Origin of the sequence: Alginatibacterium sediminis (assembly GCF_003610775.1) — a bacterium.
GTDB lineage: Bacteria > Pseudomonadota > Gammaproteobacteria > Enterobacterales > Celerinatantimonadaceae > Alginatibacterium > Alginatibacterium sediminis.
The window spans coordinates 391,691-410,352 of sequence record NZ_RAQO01000004.1 but is presented as its reverse complement, the minus strand read 5'-3'; the positions used below and the strand labels follow the sequence as shown (position 1 = coordinate 410,352).

Here is an 18,662-nt window from a genome sequence, read left to right as displayed (position 1 = left end):
TAACGGCGCTTTGGCCATTCTCAAGGTGTGTCCACACCCATTCAATAGTTTCGTCAATGTTTAACTCAACACTGAGCAATGCGCCAGGAACACTAGCATCACTTTATTCTGGTGCTACTATTGTGTATGTTTCTATAGTCTCGTTAGACAGATTACTCATACTTCCACCTTTGATAGTGATTGATACTTGTGTTGCTGATAATAGCATTAGTACACAGGGTCTTGGTAAACCGCGAATCTTATAAAGTACTGGATCGTTTTTTCTGGTCATATCGAGTAAGCCCAATAGCTATGATGTCTAAGTTGCCTTTTTAGCGCTAGCTGACCCATTTTTTAGTTACTTAAGATTTATCTAAGTCATGCACGTACGTTTAGTTTTGAAATTAGGAGAATAATTTGGCAAGCATCATAAAATTGGTCTTGCCACTGACTTTTCCCCGAGTTTAGTACCATTATCGCGATGAGATAATTCATATTAGGCAGCCTGACTTGCAAGTTCAACAGGCGACCTATAGGTCACCAGGATACGTAAATTTTAGCAATAATCAGCGCACCGGAGATTGGCTTAGCTATATTATCGCTCAAGCCTTATATAAGGCACCCTCTTAGGTTAAGCAAACGGTGTTTGTCAACATTAGCCTATTATCATTTACGAATCCGATTCCCAGACAGAGCCTTCAACCAGCGGGTGGCGAAAAGAAAACCTTTAGCATTTGTTTGAGTGACTTGGATGAAGATAGTCCCTCAGCAAACATGGCTCTCCATTCAGTAAAAGTGACAGTCCATGGATTAAAACTACTTATAGGTTTGGTGATACCATAGCGAACAGGCTCGTGTTCTGGTTCAAAGGTGCCAAATAACTTATCCCAAACAATGAGTACGCCGGCGTAGTTTTTATCGATATATTGAGGATTAACACCATGATGAACGCGATGGTGGGCAGGCGTATTAAACACATACTCTAAAGGGCCAAGTGTACGTACCCACTGCGTATGAACAAAGAATTGCAAACCAAGGTTGAGCAGAACTACAAAGACAACCCAGCTAGGATCAAAACCGATAATAACTAATGGTATCCAAAACAACCACATACCAGCTAATGGATACATTAAACTTTGACGAAATGCGGTGCTAAAGTTCATGTGTTCAGAACTATGGTGAACAACATGAGCGGCCCACATCCAGCGAATACGGTGACTTCCCCGGTGAAACCAGTAATAGAAGAAATCTTGCAGCAGCATGAGTGCTGCAAAGCTGGCTAAACCCATATCAATCTCAAACATCTTCCAGCCAAATAACCAAATGTAGAGCTTCGCAATCAACAGTCCTGTCACCAAATCACTCATTTGATGCATCCCTGCTAAGGTAAAGTTACAAAGTACTTCTTTAAACTGATAGCTGGAGTTATGGGGTAAGCGACCCGACTTTTGACCTAAGTAGTATTCCGCCAACATGCATAATACAAACACTGGCGCTAAAACAACTAACAGCATTTCAGGGTGTTCAATGAGGTTTTGCGTATCCATATTCGACTCTACCAGCGCGCAAAATGATCTTCGGTCAAACCAAGACAATTCTCCAGTGTATGCCGCTTGCCGGATGAGTCGATTATCGTCCCATTGAAATGGCCGATAAACTGGCGAAAATTGCTTTTAAGTATCCACAAATTCAGTTTTTCGCTGCGTTTATTAATTGCGCTGAAGCTTAAGTCAACATGCCCATCAAGCGAGTATATCCGCCAACGTTTGTGTTGATCACTTCGATCAAAGTCAAAATGAACCGGGCCAAGTAAATGACGAGTACCATCAATCCATAGCGCATTTTCACAGCTGCCCGTTTCGTTCACACCAGCCGCTAAATTTAGCCCCAACTTGGCTTGGCCCACCACAGTATTAATGCTCGCCCAGCGCCAACTGGTTTCTCTTCTCATATATCCAGCTGAAAAGTCATAGCTAGCCAGCGCATGTTCCAAACTGATGGTTTCGCCATCGATACTAAGCTGCCCCGTCACCGCTAGCGCGTTATGTTTTTGGGTGTAGGTCCAGCCGCTATAGCCTGTGGGCGTACACATCGACAAGGGTAGGCTTTCAAGAGTGGGCGTAAAGGATAGTTCAGCGTGAATACTGCTACTGTTAATCACCACTTGCCATTGTTGCTGCTGAATGTCGAATTTTATCGGCTCACCATTTAAGGTGGTAATACCATCGCTAGGTGACGAGGTAATGGTCGAGGCAATGCCAAGTGCTTTTATCCAACTGACTTCTGATAATTTATCGTTGTGAATATCATAGACATAACAAAAGGCACTGGTTACATAACGAATATCTGCGATAGCCAAGCCAATGACATAGTTTGGAGTCACAATGCTGGCAAACTGAAACTGTTTGTAGTGAAAGTATTTGGCCCACCTACTCGCCTTTTTGTCCATGTCGGTGGTGTAGCGGAAGTGCTCTAAGCCGAGCTTTAACGGAATACCATCAAACTGACCAAATATAGGCTGCCCGTCTACGTTGATAAGCGATTCTGGAGCTGGCAAAGTATTAAACATAAACTCGCAATTAACAAACCATTAACAGTCTTCTAGTGTGCAAGTAAATTGTTCGTTTTAGAAACGTAATTATGCAGATTTTTAGAATCCAGCTCACAATTAGAGTAAAAACTTGGAAATTAATCATCTTAGGCCAGCTACAAAATTCTGCTGCTATTAAGCAGTCATTCACAACAACACATAACAAGCGGCATAGACCACAAAGTAGATGTGAGGGGCATATATCTAGTTACATCCCTGCTCTTTACTTAGGTGGATAGCTACACACAAAGCAATGTTTGGATGCTTTACTTATTGGATATAACGACTTTGGGAAATTAATAACTTGGACACACCCAAATTTGCAGTTTACATATTTAAGAGTTTGTCAGGTGTATTGATGTCTAGCAGCGTTGTTAATAACGACTCTCAAAAATTGTTATTGGGTTATAACATAAGCCTTTGAGCAACTTTAACAATCTGGGCTATCAACAACAACAGACCACATACGATTAGAGCTGTCCCAGTCGAAGTTTCATTGCTAGAAGCCGAGATACCCCTAGAGCTTTTGCTGTCTCTTAGTGATTTTCCTCTAATTATTAGTGCTATCGAAATAACAACTACAACACCGTTAATTACCAAAAAAGACAATAAATCAGATTTCAAAAGAGTTCCAAAAACATAGAGCGTGTTAAAAACGAATGCAACCTGCACAATGGCTAAAAAATTGGGTTAAGTCAAAGTGATATTTCGGGTGTTGCTACTGACTTTTTCATAAAAAAAGGAAGGGATCTGTAATAAGTTACCTTAACTCTTTAAGTGCATTTTTTGATTTAAGGGTCTCGACTTGGCGCTTTAAAGGCTGATTGTACGCTAAGCAAACGACTATCTGAGCCCAAATTAAACCCTAAGCTAGATAAACTGCCCTAGTGGGAAAACAATCACTGTTCACAAGATTTTAGCCAGAGTACGAACCATACATCGCTAAATCCAATCTTTACACTAGCTGAATGCAACTAATGTACATTCAGCAAAATTACTTTGTAGCGTACCCTACAAAAAAGTATCAAATGCACGGTTACTTCTAAGCACATTGACCATGTTTTCTTCATCATGGCTTTAAGCACAAATAGTGAACGGCAAAAGGCAACAGTGCTTACCTTACTTCGCTAACAAGTTTGATGTTTTTTGCGTCGATGTTTTGATTGATGTAGGCCATGCCTAGTTTAGTCAAAAAGTCCATGCGATCGGCTTGTTTAAGATCGATGTCTGGAACGGGCACGCCACGCTGTTCGTAGATGCTAGCAAGATGGGCCATAAAGTGTTCGCCGCTGTCCATAAGCAGTAGGCTCATTGCTCCAACATCAGGTTTTACTTGCGCTTGTAGCTTCTCGTCTAATGTCACAGCCAAAACTACGGGCTCTTCTTCACCTTCAAAACGCACACTGCGATCCCTTATCGCTTGTGTTGCCCAGTAATACGCAAGCTCTTTGCTTTGCGTTAAGAAAACCGGCTCTTGAGTTGGTGTGAATTGATTACCTATAGTCGCCATTGTTTTCTGTGCAGCTTGATTGAGTTCATTGTCACCAGAGCGTTTTAGCCCAAATTCCAATATTGATGGCAACAAAGCCGAAGATGTTCCGTGATACCACACATTTGAAATAGCAAAGCCCTTATCTGTGAGCCCTTGTTTATCATCTTGTAAGTACAGCGGTAGAGTCGTCATAAAATGTCTCAACAAACAGTGGGTAGGAAGTTAGTCCAAAGAACATTCATAGCTAAATATCACCAAAAGTCTTTTAGTCTTTTAGTCTTTTAATGCTTAATGTACAAAGGTTTCGGAAAGAAAAAGCGGCCTTACTTCTAATTTATACTTATAAAGGCCGCTTTAGTTTAACTATTTTTCGCTAGTTTAGAACTGGTTAGATGTATTCTTCGCGCCACCAGCTTTAAGCGCGTTTTCGCCAGCAAAGTACTCTTTATGATCGTCACCAATATCAGAGCCCGACATATTTTGGTGTTTCACACAGGCAATACCTTGGCGGATCTCTTTGCGTTGTACGTTAGCTACATAGCCCAACATGCCCTGGTCACCAAAGTACTCTTTAGCCAAGTTATCGGTAGATAAGGCAGCGGTGTGGTAAGTAGGTAGCGTGATTAAGTGATGGAAGATATTCGCTTCACGTGCAGCATCAGCCTGGAAAGTACGAATTCGGTCATCAGCGCGAGTCGATAAAATGCTCTCATCGTATTGGGCACTCATTAGGTTTTCACGTTCGTATCCAGATACATCTTCACCCGCTTCTAGCATTGCATCGAAGGTTTGTTGACGGAAATTGAGTGTCCAGTTAAATGATGGTGAGTTGTTGTAAACCAATTTTGCGTTAGGGTGAACTTCACGAACGCCATCCATCATCTCTTTGATTTGACCAATGTGTGGTTTTTCAGTTTCAATCCACAAAAGATCGGCGCCCGCATTAATTGCTTCAATACAGTCAAATACACAGCGATCTTCGCCTGTTCCTTCACGGAACTGATACAAACCAGAAGGTAGGCGTTTCGGACGAACCAATTTACCATTGCGGTTAAAGCACACGTCACCTTCAGCCATTTCCATGACATCAATTTCTTCAACATCTAAGTATGAGTTATAGACATCACCTTGGTCACCAGGCTCTTTAACCACAGCGATTTCTTTGGTGAGTCCCGCACCTTGGGAATCGGTACGCGCAACAATGATTCCGTTATCGATGCCAAGCTCTAAGAATGCGTAACGCAATGCACGTAATTTAGAGTGGAAGTCCGCGTGAGGTACGGTTACTTTACCGTCTTGGTGCCCACACTGCTTCTCATCGGCTACTTGGTTTTCTATCTGTAGACAACAAGCACCTGCTTCAATCATCTGCTTGGCCATTAAGTAGGTAGCTTCGGCATTACCAAAACCAGCATCAATGTCGGCAATAATCGGAACAACATGCGTCACATGGTTATCAATTTGGTCTTGAATTGAATCTTGTAAACTCGCATCGCCAGCTTCACGTGCATCATCAAGGGCACGGAATAGTCCGCCGAGTTCACGCGCATCAGCTTGACGTAGGAAGGTATATAGCTCCTCAACCAAACCTGCAACCGAAGTTTTCTCGTGCATTGATTGGTCCGGCAAGGGGCCGAAGTCAGAGCGAAGGGCAGCAACCATCCAGCCAGATAGGTATAAGTAGCGTCGGTCCGTCTTACCACCAAAGTGCTTTTTAATCGAAATCATCTTTTGTTGGCCGATAAAGCCATGCCAGCAACCCAATGACTGGGTGTACATCGATTTGTCATTATCAAACGCGTGCATATCTGCACGCATAATATCAGCGGTATATTGCGCAATATCCAAACCCGTCTTGAATTTGTTTTGAGCACGCATACGAGCAGCGGATTCAGGGTTAATAGCGTCCCAAGGAGCACCTGCAGTGCGCTTGGCTACTTCGATCATTTCGATATCTTGATTGATTTGAGACATATACTCGTCCTTTATTATGTGTAGGGTACTAAGGCATTGGTGCTTAGTAGCGGTCAGCGCTATCTCTGCGGATGTGCATCTAACCTTGGACAAAGTATAAGCACGCATGTAATAATTTATTAAATTTATAGTTATTATGTTCGGTATTTTCCATATGAATATTAGTCGTATTGACCTAAACCTCCTTGTGTATTTAGACACCTTATTACGTATGCGTAATGTCACCCAAGCAGCCAAGCATATGGGGATAACTCAGCCAGCTATGAGTAATGGTCTCAAGCGCCTAAGGGACTTGTTCGACGATCCATTGTTAGTGAGAACCAGTGAAGGAATGACGCCGACAGAGCGTGCTTTAAAGCTACAACCTATTATTCGAAATGTTCTTACCAATGTAGAAAAAGCTGTTCAGCCGACGACCGAATTTGATGCTGAAAACAGTCAGCGGGTATTTAGAATCATGGCCAGCGACTATGCCGAGTCAACACTAATTCAGCCATTATTGCTACGCTTAAGCCAGGTAGCTCCCAATATTCGGCTCGACATTATGACACCTAGTGACGTCACATATCAGGATGTTGAGCAAGGCACCGTTGATATCATCATCAACCGTTTTGATGACATCCCCCTCTCCTTTCACCAAGTCAGCCTTTGGCATGACGGGTTCTCCTGTCTTTTTAGTAAAGACAATCCAATTGCCGACAATTTCAATTTACTTTCGTATTTAAAGGCGCAACATATATGGGTAAGCAAGACTGGTATGGGCACCGGTGTTGGAGTAAATCCAAATGAAGTTCTAAAACTAGGCTGGATAGACGAGGCACTCATGCGAATTGGTAAAACGCGTAACATTACCGTGTTTACTCGTCACTACTTGTCAGCGGTGTTGTTCGCCCAGCAACCAAATCTTATACTCACCATTCCGAGTAAAGCGGCCCAGTCCCAACGCGATAATCCTAAACTGTTAATAAAACCTGCCCCGTTTGCGATAGAGCCCTTTGAAGTAAAAATGGCTTGGAGCCCGTTATTGCAAAGTAACCCAGACCACCAATGGATGAGACAGCTCATTAAAGCAGTAGCTAATGAAATCGAAAGTGGTGTGGTTGAAATGTAATCAATTACATGGCATTTATTCTGTGAATATTGAGCATAGACATCATAAATTGGATAAATGCTGATGACTTTTATAGAGTGTTAGAACAACCTTTGATTATAAAAAGAGATTCTATGATTAGTCGAGTTCAACAGGGAAGCTTGAGCATTGATAGCACCCTCTTTGATTTAGTTAACCAACAAGCCATCCCAGGAACAGGCATTAATGCCGATGAATTTTGGCAGTCTTTTGAGTCTATTCTCAACGACCTCACTCCAAAGAATCGTGCACTGTTAGAAAAGCGCGAATATCTCCAACAACAAATCGACAATTGGCACAAAGCCCATCTAGGCTCAGCGTTTGACGCAGCAGCTTACAAACTCTTTTTAACTGAAATTGGCTACCTCGTTCCAGAAGCTGGCGATTTTTCAGTAAGCACAGAAAATGTCGAGCCAGAGATAGCCACCCAAGCAGGGCCACAGCTCGTAGTTCCAATTATGAACGCGCGCTTTGCACTCAACGCTGCGAACGCACGTTGGGGCAGTCTATATGATGCTTTATACGGCACTGATGTAATCAGCGAAGAACAAGGTGCTGAAAAAACAAGCACTTTCAACCCTGTACGCGGCGAAAAAGTAGTGGCTTACGCAAGAGCATTTTTGGATGAAGCCGCACCACTCAATGGCGCTTCCCATAAAGATGTGGTCAATTACAGCATAGGCGGATTAAAAACAGGTCACACCTTAACCGCTACCTTACAAAATGATGAAGAAGTAGTGCTCATCGATGCTGAACAGTTGGTTGGTTATCAAGGTGCGCCAGATTCGCCCTGCGCCATTTTGATAAAGCACAACAATCTGCACATTGAAATTCAAATTGATCCCGATACGCCTATTGGCCGGGTTGATAAAGCCGGTATAAAAGATGTTTTAATGGAAGCTGCACTTACAACCATTATGGACTGCGAGGATTCTGTAGCGGCAGTTGATGGCGAAGACAAAGCGCTAGCATATAAGAACTGGCTGGGCTTAATGAAAGGCGATTTACAAGAAAGCTTGCAAAAGAACGGTAAAACTATTGTTCGAACACTCAACCCTGATCGCCAATACACTAGCGTTAAAGGTGGTGAAATCTCACTTAAAGGTCGCAGCATGCTGTTTATTCGTAATGTTGGACATTTGATGACGACTCCCGCTATTTTGGACAAAAATGGTGATGAAATCCCTGAAGGGATCATGGATGGCATGATCTGCTGCCTAATCGCAATGCATGATTTAAATGGTAATAGCCCCTATCAAAATTCAAGCGCAGCTAGCATTAATATTGTAAAACCGAAAATGCACGGCCCTGAAGAGGTTGCGTTTACCACGCAGATGTTTGGTCGCATTGAAGATGCTTTAGGCCTTGCTCGTAATACCATTAAAGTAGGTATTATGGATGAAGAGCGCCGCACCTCCGTCAACCTCAAGGAGTGTATCCGTGCTGCTAAAGAACGCGTGGTGTTTATTAATACAGGGTTTTTAGACCGCACGGGTGATGAAATACATACCAGTATGGAAGCCGGCCCATTTGCTCCTAAAGCACAACTTAAAACCATGAAATGGATTAGTGCTTACGAAGACCAGAACGTCGATTTAGGGCTAGAGTGTGGTTTGCAAGGCAAAGCGCAGATTGGCAAAGGCATGTGGCCAGAGCCAGATAACATGGCTAAAATGATGTTAGCTAAAATAGCCCACCCGCAAGCAGGTGCAAACACGGCATGGGTGCCCTCGCCTACAGCTGCAACTTTGCACGCCCTCCACTACCACCAAGTAAACGTGCCAAGCCGCCAAAAAGAACTTACCCAGCGCCTTCGAGCCAAGGTAGATGACATTTTAACCATTCCATTGTTAGCAGACCAAACACTAACTCAGTCTCAAATTCAAAACGAGTTAGACAATAATGCTCAAGGAATACTCGGTTATGTGGTGCGCTGGATTGATCAAGGTGTAGGCTGCTCCAAAGTACCCGATATTAACGATGTAGGCTTAATGGAAGATAGAGCCACACTGCGCATTTCTAGTCAGCACCTCGCCAACTGGATACATCACGGGATTTGCTCTAAAAAGCAAGTGCTGGCAAGCATGCAACGGATGGCCAAAGTCGTGGATGGGCAAAATGCCGGCGACCCTATCTACACGAATATGTCACCAAATTTTGAGTCAAGCATCGCCTTTAGCGCCGCGTGTCAATTGGTGTTCGACGGGTGTAATCAACCTAGTGGCTATACTGAACCAGTATTACACGCCATGAGATTAAAACTTAAGGCAACTCAGTCATAGTTAGTAGACTTTAAAGCGACCATTCAAAATGGCTAGCTTAGAACTGCAATAACTAATCGCGTCTTCGGGCGCGATTATGGTTTTGTGAGCAATAGATCTATCCGTTTTAAGGTCTAAACTAATATCGGCTTAGGCAACCGAACAACAGCTACTATCTGGATTATCAATCAAAGATAGCTTGAAACTCAGCGGCCTTCCCTTTATGTATATACTACCCATCGAATAACTAGACCCTACCAAATGAATGGCAGCTTACAATGGTCTATCCAACTATTTCCTATACCCTAATAAGATATAGGTACTCATTAACATGTTACGAGAAGAAATTGTTCGTGAGTACGTTTCAAAAATTGAGTAACCTGCGAAGAACACTTCGCTAAATAGAGACAAAGGACGTCATATGAAACAATTTCTAGAGTTATTGGCTTCAAAACCTAATGAAGTAACGTTTGAACAGACAATGCAAGTTATAGATGCAAATTTTGAGTTCAGCCCAGTCAGCTTTGTAAATGGGGAAACTGAAAACCAAGCAGGACAGAATAACGGGTCTTGCAAAATTTTTGCTTTCGCTCAGTCGCTAGGATTAGATGAACCATCAACGCTAGCATGTTTTGGTCAGTTCTATCGAGATGACGTTTTAAGCAACCCGAATGGGCTAGACCATGCCAATATTCGCAATTTTATCCAACACGGCTGGGCTGGCATTCGCTTCGATGGTAATGCATTAACAGCAAAGTAGGACTTCCATTTGGCTTAAATCCAATAGCCTGTCTAATACATCAAACGCCCAAACCGTCACATAAAAGTTTATCTCGCTTACCTAGGATATTAGGTTAAGCGATGTATCCTATTCATCACATTGTTGAACAGAGCTAGCCGCATCAGCTAGCTCTGTTTTAGATATAAACGAGTTTCGAAAAATCGAATATTAGCGCCTCGCGAATAACGATTGGTATGCAAAGTCGCTTAATTTGGTATCCAGCATTGGTGGTGAAGATCCAATCGGATGTATAACATATAAACAAAGATATGCGCGTTCTAGATGACTTTTCATTCTAGAGTTCGTAAACGATACTACCTTTAAATATCATACAAACTTGCAACTTAGTTCATTCACGAACTCTAAAATTTCTCCATAATTTCTCCATGATTAAACCACAATCGCGGACTAAGATAATTAGACAATATATTCAACGCTTGGGGAGACCGATGGAGGCATTAACACACGATGAGCTCGACTTCATTCGCGGTATGTTTACCGGTGAAGACTGCGCTGAGAGCCCCCAACTCGCCCAAAAAAATGCGGGTACTCAAGCATTGCACCTAAGTCGTGCACTTGCGCAAGCGAAACTGTCTTTAGGGGAGTTCAAGCTATGGTTTCCAATACAATTCACCCCCAGTGACCTTGGCTATCTTCGTCCACTATTGGCTTGTCCAGAGGTTATCGATATGCAAGGGTTAGAACGCTGTTGGCGGATAGACAAACCCACAGATATAAAAGTGCGCAGTCCAAAGCGACGCATTACAACTGAAGTGCTATCCATATCGAGCACTGGACTAAAAATGCGCTGCGGTGCAATCCAAACCGAAGAGTTCACCTTACTTGAACTCCCGCAGCAGCATAGAATTGAGATTAAGCTGCGAGCCTGTCGCAACGATAGCGATACCGTGGCTGCAAATATCATTGCTGACGAGCACTATCGCGAGAAACTGCGCGAATACATCTTTGGCCAGCACCAAAAACGGTTTCCAGAGCTCTATTAGGATAACAACGTGGATAACAAGACACCCATGAAAAAGAATTGGGATACCACTGTTATGGGAGTCTTGGTACTTATACTTTAGGCCGAGATCATCATTCCGTGAGTGCCACTTTCATGCGTGTCTTAGTGTCTTTGTGTTTTAGAACTCATATTTTTGGGTCTGCGTATCAGACACAACACTGCGATTAGTAGCAATATTGAAGTACTAGACTCTGAAACCTGAGAAACAGGTACTTGAAAAGTCAAAAAATCGATAAAAAGCGAGTCGTTTTTATGCCGAATCTTCCAGTTTAAATTTGAATCCAGATTGTGAACAAAAAAGTTGCTACTGAATTTCTCAAAGTACTTTTCAAAGCTAGAATATTCAAAAAAATCAAAGCCATCGGCCTTAATAAATGCAAAAGATGTCCCATCGCTGATTTGGTGATGCTCATCGAGCAAAAAAGAAAAACTGCTTGTGTCAAAAAGACTCAAAAGACCGCCAACATTCAGTGTGTCATAGCTAGAAGCACTGGCGATTTCTATTTCGAGTAATCCAGCCAATGCTAGATCACCATGAATATCCAAGGTTCCGATTGAATCCCCCGGTTTAAGTGTTGAGTTACTGTCAACAAAGATATCTGCCTCAACTAGCCCACTGCCTTTCAAATTCCCTGATTGCATACGCAGCAGACCGGAACCATCAAATTGACCATTGATGACTAGATCGCCTGAATTTACAAAGCTACCTTGGTTTTGGAACCGACCACCTTGCTCAAGAATGAACAAACCTGTATTCCTAAACTCTCCTTCATTTGTAATTTGATCTAAGTTATTAGTCAAAAAGGAACCCATGTTCTCAAACGTTCCTGTATTTTTCCAAGGCTCTAGCGGTGTTCCGTTGGAGCGTATCTCGCCTTGATTAACAAAGAGACCACGATTTTCAAACACTCCAATATCTTCTTTAATCAGTTGTCCCTGATTAATAAAGCTAGCTCCGTAGTTATTCTGAATATTCCCACGGATAGAGAGTTCGCCTTGATTAATCACTCGTCCATCATTCACAACTGACGACATAAAATCCATCGTAACGCGGTTGGTATTTAGGAAAATACTCGAACTAAAATTCTCCAATTTGGCTGAATAGGAGAAGTGTAAATCGCCAAAGTTATCAAAACTATCAAAGTTGCTTACTAAGGACATATCACCCAAGTATGCTTCACCATAATTGATTAAACGAGCATGTGATCCACGAATATTAAGGTGTGAATATGCGCCCAAATCTAAGGATGAGTAAACCTCAACGTTACTCTCAATCGTTAAAGTAGCGTAGCTACCTAAATTGATAGAATCATAGCATTGCTCGTCAGGGAGAGTTAAATTATACGAATTCCCAACTGCTAATTGCACCTTACAAGAGTTTGGAACAGCGCTAGCTGCTGGATTGTTAATAAACAAACTACTTAACAAGACTCCGAAAACCATTCGGAATTTGCTCTTGTGAAAAAGGTTTATTTTGAACTGTCTTAACGGCAATAAATGCATAAAGTAAACTTTGTACAAGGCTAGAAGTTCGAGACTAACGCAAAGATCAGGCCATGAGTTTAAAGTTCATTATTATCAGTGCTTTAATTTATTGAACGATTAAATACAATTTGATCTGTAAATTTATTGGACACAAATACTCCTTATTATAAGAGTCGACGTTCTATAGGAATTAAAAGAAATTAACAAGACAGAGAATTAACAAGACAGCCAAGAATAAGCTAGCAAGAATTAATAAAACAGAATAAGTTAGTACAAAATTATTTAAAAAATAGTTAGCAACTAATAGTTACAAATGGCAGTTAAAAGAAAGTTAAAAAAGAAGTTAAAAAGACACCCATGATAAGTTAGTACAGCACTTCCTCAAAAACAATTGTCCTTTAGACCATGAAGACCTCTGACGAGGACCAGGAAATCGTCACTCTTTCTGAATTTAGCCTCCTTTGTTGTATCTAAGCCACAGTAAGTGGACTCATGTTTGTTAGAACTGCAAGAAGACTGTCGTTAGAAAAAGTTAAGCGCTGTTCAGTAGTCGCTTGGCGGCGCCCATACCATGCAGGCGTTGGTGTTTATGCTCACTTTTATATAGCAACATATTCGCGCAATTACCGACCACCGCACCGAATTGCTGCTCTAAGCCTGTCGTAAGCGTAAGCCAGCTGCTTTGGTCGATGTTTAGCCGCTCTAATATTGAATGGTGGCTAGCACTAATATACCCGCGCTTATCCTGGCGGATAGCTCTGCCGGTTAAATCAACGAGGGCTAAATAGTCTTTAAGCTCAAATGGCAGGCCTTTGGGCATGTTATTACGAGGGTTACCTACGAACGGATATAAAGCTTTAGGCTGCTTGGCGTACTTGGCCTGTTTAATTCGTTGTTTTACACTGGTGTGGGCTGAGGTTTCTGGTTTGTCTGCTATCTTTGCGCGGATTGGGTTTAAATCTACGTATGCCATACAAGCAGCCAACGCAGCTTCATCAAGTAAGGCTTGAGATTTAAACCGACCTTCCCAAAATCGACCAGTACATTGGTCTTCTTTGTTGGCTTCACGGGCTATGTGTTCGTTGAGATGGCGCATAAACCAACTTAAATCGAACAAGCGTTGACGGTAGATTTCTGCTGTATCCCTAACAGACTGTAGCTGCACTGCATCAAGCTTAGGGCGTAATTCTGGATTAAGGTAACATTGCGTCAGTAAAGTTCCTTTGTGCAAGGAGTGCCAACGATGTAGAACCTCTTCCATAGACCAACTGAGGGCTTGTTGTTGATCCACATGCAATACCAAATGCGTATGATTGCTCATCACCGCAAAGGCACAAACATCTATCGAGAAAATACCAGCGAGTTTAAGCAAATAGTCCTCAACCCATTGCCGCCTATGCTCAAAACTGCGCCCACTTACAACGTCTTCGCCACACAAGAAAGCCCGACGCACACAGCGCGAAATACAATGGTAATAAGGCGTATCCGATAAACTCACTTGCTCCTTACGTGGCCTTGGCATCTCAGAACTCTTATTGATTAAATAATCATTTAAGCCTAGACCATCATTCCGTGAGTGCCACTATTATGAGTGCCTTGTTCTTTCCTTTTATGGGGGGCTTTTTATTTCTATTGCGATGGGTGTCTTGTTATTTCTTAATTAGTATGGAGCCACATTCGATGCAGAGGTCCAGTTCAATCGGCAGTTCTATTGGACCACATCTGAACAGGTGCCAAGTCAACAGAACAAGCCTCTAAAGTCATAGCTTTCATTTGATTTTCGTCACTTCTCCCAGTGCGCGTATCTCCTGTTAACGTCAGACACATTTCAGGCGCAGCTGCTGGCGCGATTGTACCTTCACCATCAAACACCCAACTCTGTGCTTCTGAGCCATCGCAAGTCGTTAACTCGGGTGATGCGCCTATTTCGGTCGACGAGGCTTGCATACAAACATCGAACTCTGGCATATACAAGACGCCTTCTTCGAATTTAGCTGGATCAAACGCCTGATCAACTAAAACTTCACCTAACGGGCTATAACATGTATGCGCTTGCATACCATCAGCGGGGTTGGCATCCGCGCCTTTACCTTTCGCAATGTCCAGACAATACCCATTTTGGGTGTTATCAAGTAAATCAGTAACGTACACCTCAACGTTATCCGCCTTAGCTGTACTCGAAAGCAACACTGTTAGACCAAGGATTTTTGCAATTTCGTACATTAAAATTCTCCCCGTATAATTATTTAGTTGAGTAATAGGTAAAACGATGAAGCAGCACCTTAGGTTATAACTACTCTTTTGGTGTACAAATTATGTCCAGAAGTTAGGTAAATACGCAAGCTAATTCACATTATCCACACAATATGAAAATTGTGTCTGCGTTTAATTTTCCGATCGTCAGCTTTTGGTCTAAAGCTGCTTTAATTAACATAACCGTGAACCAGATCCTTGCACAAACCATCCTAGCAACATAACACTAAGTAGGAAGTACGTGCTTCCTATCCATTCAATGATCACGCTTCCTATCACAGAGAGTGTGACCTAGCGTAAAGTCGCCAGTCGGATCATGCTCTCTCTTTAACTTATTGTCTACTCTGAGGTTTTCTTTCAATTTTATCAATGGTCAGCGTTCAAATTTTCTAGACCGTTTTGACAAAAAGCAGCTTGAGAAATGTAGAGGCTGTATATATTAACAGTGAAAAAGTGCGCAGACCTAAACGTTCAGTTTTCCTCGACAGAGCATTGAAGAAGCGCTTAGTAAACGTTTAGTTTTGCGAAGGGGGATGGCGAATTTTTAAGGTTTTATTGGACTATCTACCTAACAAGCAATGGGCATAAATGAGTCAGCACGTCCTAACCCACTTCTGGACAGAAACACGTTAGAAAATTGCCTCAAACGTGTCTTATTTGGATTAATAAAAGTATCCCAAAAAACTTTATGTTGTGACATCTCAAATGTTTGCAGGGAGATTTCCCACCGTACACGGAAACGCCCAAAGTTATTAGCTTTGGGCGTTTCTTCTAACAAACTTGGTTACGACAAACCGAGCTTTAAAGTGTCATATGCAGAATTGGAAAAGGTTTTCCCATATCATCAAGTGGCGAGCGTGAAACTATTTTGAACCCCATATGCTCGTAGAAACCTACTGCCTGTGGATTTTGTTCGTTTACATCGACTTTGGTTGCACCTAACTGCTCTATTGCGTATTGCAGTAGCACCTTACCTACGCCTTGTCCTCTTGCCTCATTTAAGATGAACAGCATTTCAACCTTTGAGTTGTGGATACCCACGAAACCTTGAATTGAACCACTTTCATTATTCACACATCTTAACGTGACAGCAGGAAATGCCTGCTCAATGATAATTGGTTTAAAAAACTCAATATCTTCTTCTGTTATGAAGTCATGAGTTGCTCGGACTGAATTTTCCCAAACCTTAAGCATTTCTGCGTAACTTTCAGGAAGCACATTTTCTACAATCATCGTATTTTCTCTAAAATGGACTGAAATTCATGTGCAGCCGCGAAAGAGTATTCTACCGACAAAATATATGTCCGTACATCTAGCTTCGACATTACTTCTATTTGGGAAAAGGAAAAATAATCAGAACTAGTGTAAGTAGTGAGGCTAGCACCGAAAGGGGCACAAATGAGTTAGCTCAACACCCATGCACATTTCTCGACAATCATGAGGTAGAACACATCCAAAAATCATTGCTATTGAGCCCGAAGTTGCTCTACATATTGAATGAAGTTTCCTTTTGCAGCGCTCTCTAAGTGCTCATTCCAAATCATACCAACGTCCCACGAGCTGTTTTCTCCTGTTAGCTTCCAAAAAGCGACGTGTTCATTCGCAATCTGCTTTACACTTGCCGGAACAATGGTGAAGCCCAAATTTGCAGATACCAGCGCCAACAGTGTTTGAATATCATCAGCCTCTTGAACAACATTCAGATTTATCTCATGTTCCCTTAATAGCCCATTTATTTGTTGGCTTAGACCCATACCCCGTTCCGGATTGAGCTGTAGATAATCGATTGCATCTAATGAAGACCACAATTTGTTTTTATCGATGATTTGACTGCTATGCGTAGCTAGCACCAAGTAATCCGTTGAGAGTTTCACGCCCGTCAGCGGAGCAATGGCTGGAAGCCGACTAAAACTGAGCTGAAGTTCCCCCGAAAGCAACTCCTGCGTTTGCTTTTGAGATGGTATATCGTTGAGTGTGATATGGATCTCCGGGTACTTTCTTTTAAACTTCGCTATGTAATCTGGCGCAAGGTGATAGGAAGAGATACCAAAACCTATATTGAGGTAACCTGCAATTCCCTTGGCAACACGTTGGGTTAGAGATTTATAAGATTCAAAACTCAAAACAATGCGCTGCGCTTCAGGTAAAAGGTCCACTCCAGCCGCAGTCAGGCTAGCTCCTTGACGACCTCTTTCAAATAAAACCACTTCACAATAAGCCTCAAGGCGTTGAATTTTTTTAGTTAAAGCTGACTGAGTAATGTGTAAGTGCTCTGAAGCTACACGATAGTTACCATCTTCCGCTAATTGGCAGAATGTACGTAAATCACTAATATCCATTCCATATACTTATTAAACATGGGATTTTTATTCATTATACGGAATCAAAGGATCTTTTTAAAATGATGATATTCACTAGAAGAGGAATCGTTATGAAAGATATCCGTGTTGCCACTGTTCAGTTTAACCACCATGCTGACGACAAAAAATACAATTTATCAATCATTCAAAGTTACGCAGAAAAGGCGGCTAAACAAGGGGTAAAAATTATCGTTTTCCCCGAAATGTGTGTTACTGGCTACTGGCATGTTTCAAAACTTAAAAAACCAGAGATCGATGATTTGTCCGAGTTCATTCCACAAGGGGAAACGTCTCAACTGTTGCTTAAAATGTCAGATAAATATCAACTTAGCATCGGTGTTGGTTTAATTGAAAAGGACACGGACGGAAATCTTTATAATTCTTACGTAATGGCGATGCCTGACGGTCAGATAGCAAAACACAGAAAGCTGCATACCTTTGTCAGCAAACACATGACCAGTGGGAATGAATATACTGTATTTAATACACCACATGAATGCCGTGTGGGTATTCTAATTTGCTGGGACAATAACTTGGTAGAGAATGCTCGAATCACAGCATTACTAGGGGCCGACATCCTTGTTGCCCCTCATCAAACGGGTGGAACGAACTCTCGCAGCCCAAATGCGATGGGGTTGATTGATCCCCAACTTTGGCTTAACCGTAAGCAAGATCCTGAGTCGATTCGTTCACAGATGCAAGGCTCAAAAGGAAGAGAATGGTTAATGCGTTGGCTACCCGCTCGTGCTCATGACAATGGCATGTTTCTGATCTTTAGTAACGGTGTTGGGGTAGATATGAATGAAGTTAGAACGGGTAATGCGATGGTGCTCAATCCCTATGGAGAAATTATCGCTGAAACTGATAGCGTTGATAACGATATGGTTATTGCCGATCTAAAAGCTGAAGAACTAGAAATGTGTACCGGTAAACGCTGGATCAGAGGCCGGAGACCTATGCTCTACCGCCCCCTAACAATTGAAGGAAACGAATTGACTCCCTATCACGCTAGGTTTTCGGAACATAAATAGACGAACTAGCTTTTTGAATATCGCCAAGGTAGCCATGCGTTGGCGATAATGTTGTTTCTTGAAGAAGGCGTATCTTACTTTGGGGCAGAAGTATGCTAACCACCCTAACCCACTTTTGCTTAGCAATGAGTTAGAGCAGTCACTTGTAAATGGCGTTTTCAGTTTAGATTCAGTTTCGAGTAGTCGTAATTTACGTTTCTTTGGATGAGGAGCAAGAAAAACATCCAAGTACTGTGGCTAGTCAGCTCTTTTCCTATTGCTTTACAACTACAGCCTAATCAACATCTTGCTCTACAGCATTCC

General features: G+C 42.2%; 14 protein-coding genes. 5 read left to right on the top strand and 9 right to left on the bottom strand.

Going from position 1 to position 18,662, the window contains the following annotated elements; translation table 11 throughout:
• Positions 1-677 precede the first annotated feature (677 nt).
• From DBZ36_RS04960 to DBZ36_RS04945, 4 genes are all read right to left on the bottom strand, one after another.
• Entirely contained in the window at positions 678-1,526 is an 849-nt protein-coding gene (locus DBZ36_RS04960) for a sterol desaturase family protein (protein WP_120353816.1), read from the bottom strand.
• Between the two features lie 8 nt (positions 1,527-1,534).
• A complete protein-coding gene (locus tag DBZ36_RS04955; RefSeq protein ID WP_120353815.1) occupies positions 1,535-2,548 on the bottom strand; it encodes a DUF2804 domain-containing protein in 1,014 nt (337 codons plus the stop codon).
• A gap of 1,135 nt (positions 2,549-3,683) precedes the next feature.
• On the bottom strand, positions 3,684-4,253 hold the full coding sequence (locus DBZ36_RS04950; protein ID WP_199711773.1) for a hypothetical protein: 570 nt from the start codon (positions 4,251-4,253) through the stop codon (positions 3,684-3,686).
• Between the two features lie 186 nt (positions 4,254-4,439).
• Entirely contained in the window at positions 4,440-6,035 is a 1,596-nt protein-coding gene (locus DBZ36_RS04945; RefSeq protein ID WP_120353814.1) for an isocitrate lyase, read from the bottom strand.
• 154 nt (positions 6,036-6,189) lie between these two features.
• On the opposite strand from DBZ36_RS04945, the gene DBZ36_RS04940 reads away from it, so the two are divergent.
• From DBZ36_RS04940 to DBZ36_RS04925, 4 genes are all read left to right on the top strand, one after another.
• The gene (locus DBZ36_RS04940; protein WP_120353813.1) at positions 6,190-7,146 is read left to right on the top strand and encodes a LysR family transcriptional regulator; all 957 of its coding nucleotides are present in this window, start codon (positions 6,190-6,192) and stop codon (positions 7,144-7,146) included.
• 113 nt (positions 7,147-7,259) lie between these two features.
• Positions 7,260-9,446, top strand: a complete 2,187-nt coding sequence (locus DBZ36_RS04935; protein WP_120353812.1) for a malate synthase G — start codon at positions 7,260-7,262, stop codon at positions 9,444-9,446.
• A 400-nt stretch (positions 9,447-9,846) separates the two neighbouring features.
• Positions 9,847-10,185, top strand: a complete 339-nt coding sequence (locus tag DBZ36_RS04930) for a HopJ type III effector protein (protein ID WP_120353811.1) — start codon at positions 9,847-9,849, stop codon at positions 10,183-10,185.
• 470 nt (positions 10,186-10,655) lie between these two features.
• Positions 10,656-11,210, top strand: coding sequence for a PilZ domain-containing protein (locus tag DBZ36_RS04925; protein WP_120353810.1), 555 nt, complete (start codon positions 10,656-10,658; stop codon positions 11,208-11,210).
• Between the two features lie 122 nt (positions 11,211-11,332).
• Here DBZ36_RS04925 and DBZ36_RS04920 read toward each other — a convergent pair whose 3' ends face one another.
• The 5 genes from DBZ36_RS04920 to DBZ36_RS04900 all read right to left on the bottom strand — a co-directional run bounded on the left by DBZ36_RS04920 (position 11,333) and on the right by DBZ36_RS04900 (position 17,307).
• Positions 11,333-12,673 (bottom strand): hypothetical protein, encoded by a 1,341-nt coding sequence (locus tag DBZ36_RS04920; RefSeq protein ID WP_120353809.1) that lies wholly within the window; start codon positions 12,671-12,673, stop codon positions 11,333-11,335.
• 574 nt (positions 12,674-13,247) lie between these two features.
• Positions 13,248-14,237 carry a transposase gene (locus DBZ36_RS04915; protein WP_120353808.1) on the bottom strand — a complete coding sequence of 330 codons (990 nt, stop codon included), beginning with the start codon at positions 14,235-14,237 and terminating at the stop codon, positions 13,248-13,250.
• Positions 14,238-14,410: 173 nt separating this feature from the next.
• Positions 14,411-14,938, bottom strand: a complete 528-nt coding sequence (locus DBZ36_RS04910) for an RICIN domain-containing protein (RefSeq protein WP_120353807.1) — start codon at positions 14,936-14,938, stop codon at positions 14,411-14,413.
• A gap of 831 nt (positions 14,939-15,769) precedes the next feature.
• Positions 15,770-16,201 (bottom strand): GNAT family N-acetyltransferase, encoded by a 432-nt coding sequence (locus DBZ36_RS04905; RefSeq protein ID WP_120353806.1) that lies wholly within the window; start codon positions 16,199-16,201, stop codon positions 15,770-15,772.
• 233 nt (positions 16,202-16,434) lie between these two features.
• Positions 16,435-17,307: a LysR family transcriptional regulator gene (locus tag DBZ36_RS04900; RefSeq protein ID WP_120353805.1), complete on the bottom strand. Its 873-nt coding sequence runs from the start codon at positions 17,305-17,307 to the stop codon at positions 16,435-16,437.
• 92 nt (positions 17,308-17,399) lie between these two features.
• On the opposite strand from DBZ36_RS04900, the gene DBZ36_RS04895 reads away from it, so the two are divergent.
• Positions 17,400-18,359 (top strand): nitrilase family protein, encoded by a 960-nt coding sequence (locus tag DBZ36_RS04895; RefSeq protein ID WP_199711772.1) that lies wholly within the window; start codon positions 17,400-17,402, stop codon positions 18,357-18,359.
• Positions 18,360-18,662 lie beyond the last annotated feature (303 nt).

Coding starts and splice junctions, on each gene's coding strand:
- DBZ36_RS04955 (WP_120353815.1), bottom strand. CDS start 2,548: ATGTTTAATACTTTGCCAGCTCCAGAATCGCTTATCAACGTAGACGGG.
- DBZ36_RS04940 (WP_120353813.1), top strand. CDS start 6,190: ATGAATATTAGTCGTATTGACCTAAACCTCCTTGTGTATTTAGACACC.
- DBZ36_RS04925 (WP_120353810.1), top strand. CDS start 10,656: ATGGAGGCATTAACACACGATGAGCTCGACTTCATTCGCGGTATGTTT.
- DBZ36_RS04935 (WP_120353812.1), top strand. CDS start 7,260: ATGATTAGTCGAGTTCAACAGGGAAGCTTGAGCATTGATAGCACCCTC.
- DBZ36_RS04895 (WP_199711772.1), top strand. CDS start 17,400: ATGAAAGATATCCGTGTTGCCACTGTTCAGTTTAACCACCATGCTGAC.
- DBZ36_RS04960 (WP_120353816.1), bottom strand. CDS start 1,526: ATGGATACGCAAAACCTCATTGAACACCCTGAAATGCTGTTAGTTGTT.
- DBZ36_RS04930 (WP_120353811.1), top strand. CDS start 9,847: ATGAAACAATTTCTAGAGTTATTGGCTTCAAAACCTAATGAAGTAACG.
- DBZ36_RS04905 (WP_120353806.1), bottom strand. CDS start 16,201: ATGATTGTAGAAAATGTGCTTCCTGAAAGTTACGCAGAAATGCTTAAG.
- DBZ36_RS04900 (WP_120353805.1), bottom strand. CDS start 17,307: ATGGATATTAGTGATTTACGTACATTCTGCCAATTAGCGGAAGATGGT.
- DBZ36_RS04910 (WP_120353807.1), bottom strand. CDS start 14,938: ATGTACGAAATTGCAAAAATCCTTGGTCTAACAGTGTTGCTTTCGAGT.
- DBZ36_RS04950 (WP_199711773.1), bottom strand. CDS start 4,253: ATGACGACTCTACCGCTGTACTTACAAGATGATAAACAAGGGCTCACA.
- DBZ36_RS04945 (WP_120353814.1), bottom strand. CDS start 6,035: ATGTCTCAAATCAATCAAGATATCGAAATGATCGAAGTAGCCAAGCGC.
- DBZ36_RS04915 (WP_120353808.1), bottom strand. CDS start 14,237: ATGCCAAGGCCACGTAAGGAGCAAGTGAGTTTATCGGATACGCCTTAT.
- DBZ36_RS04920 (WP_120353809.1), bottom strand. CDS start 12,673: ATGGTTTTCGGAGTCTTGTTAAGTAGTTTGTTTATTAACAATCCAGCA.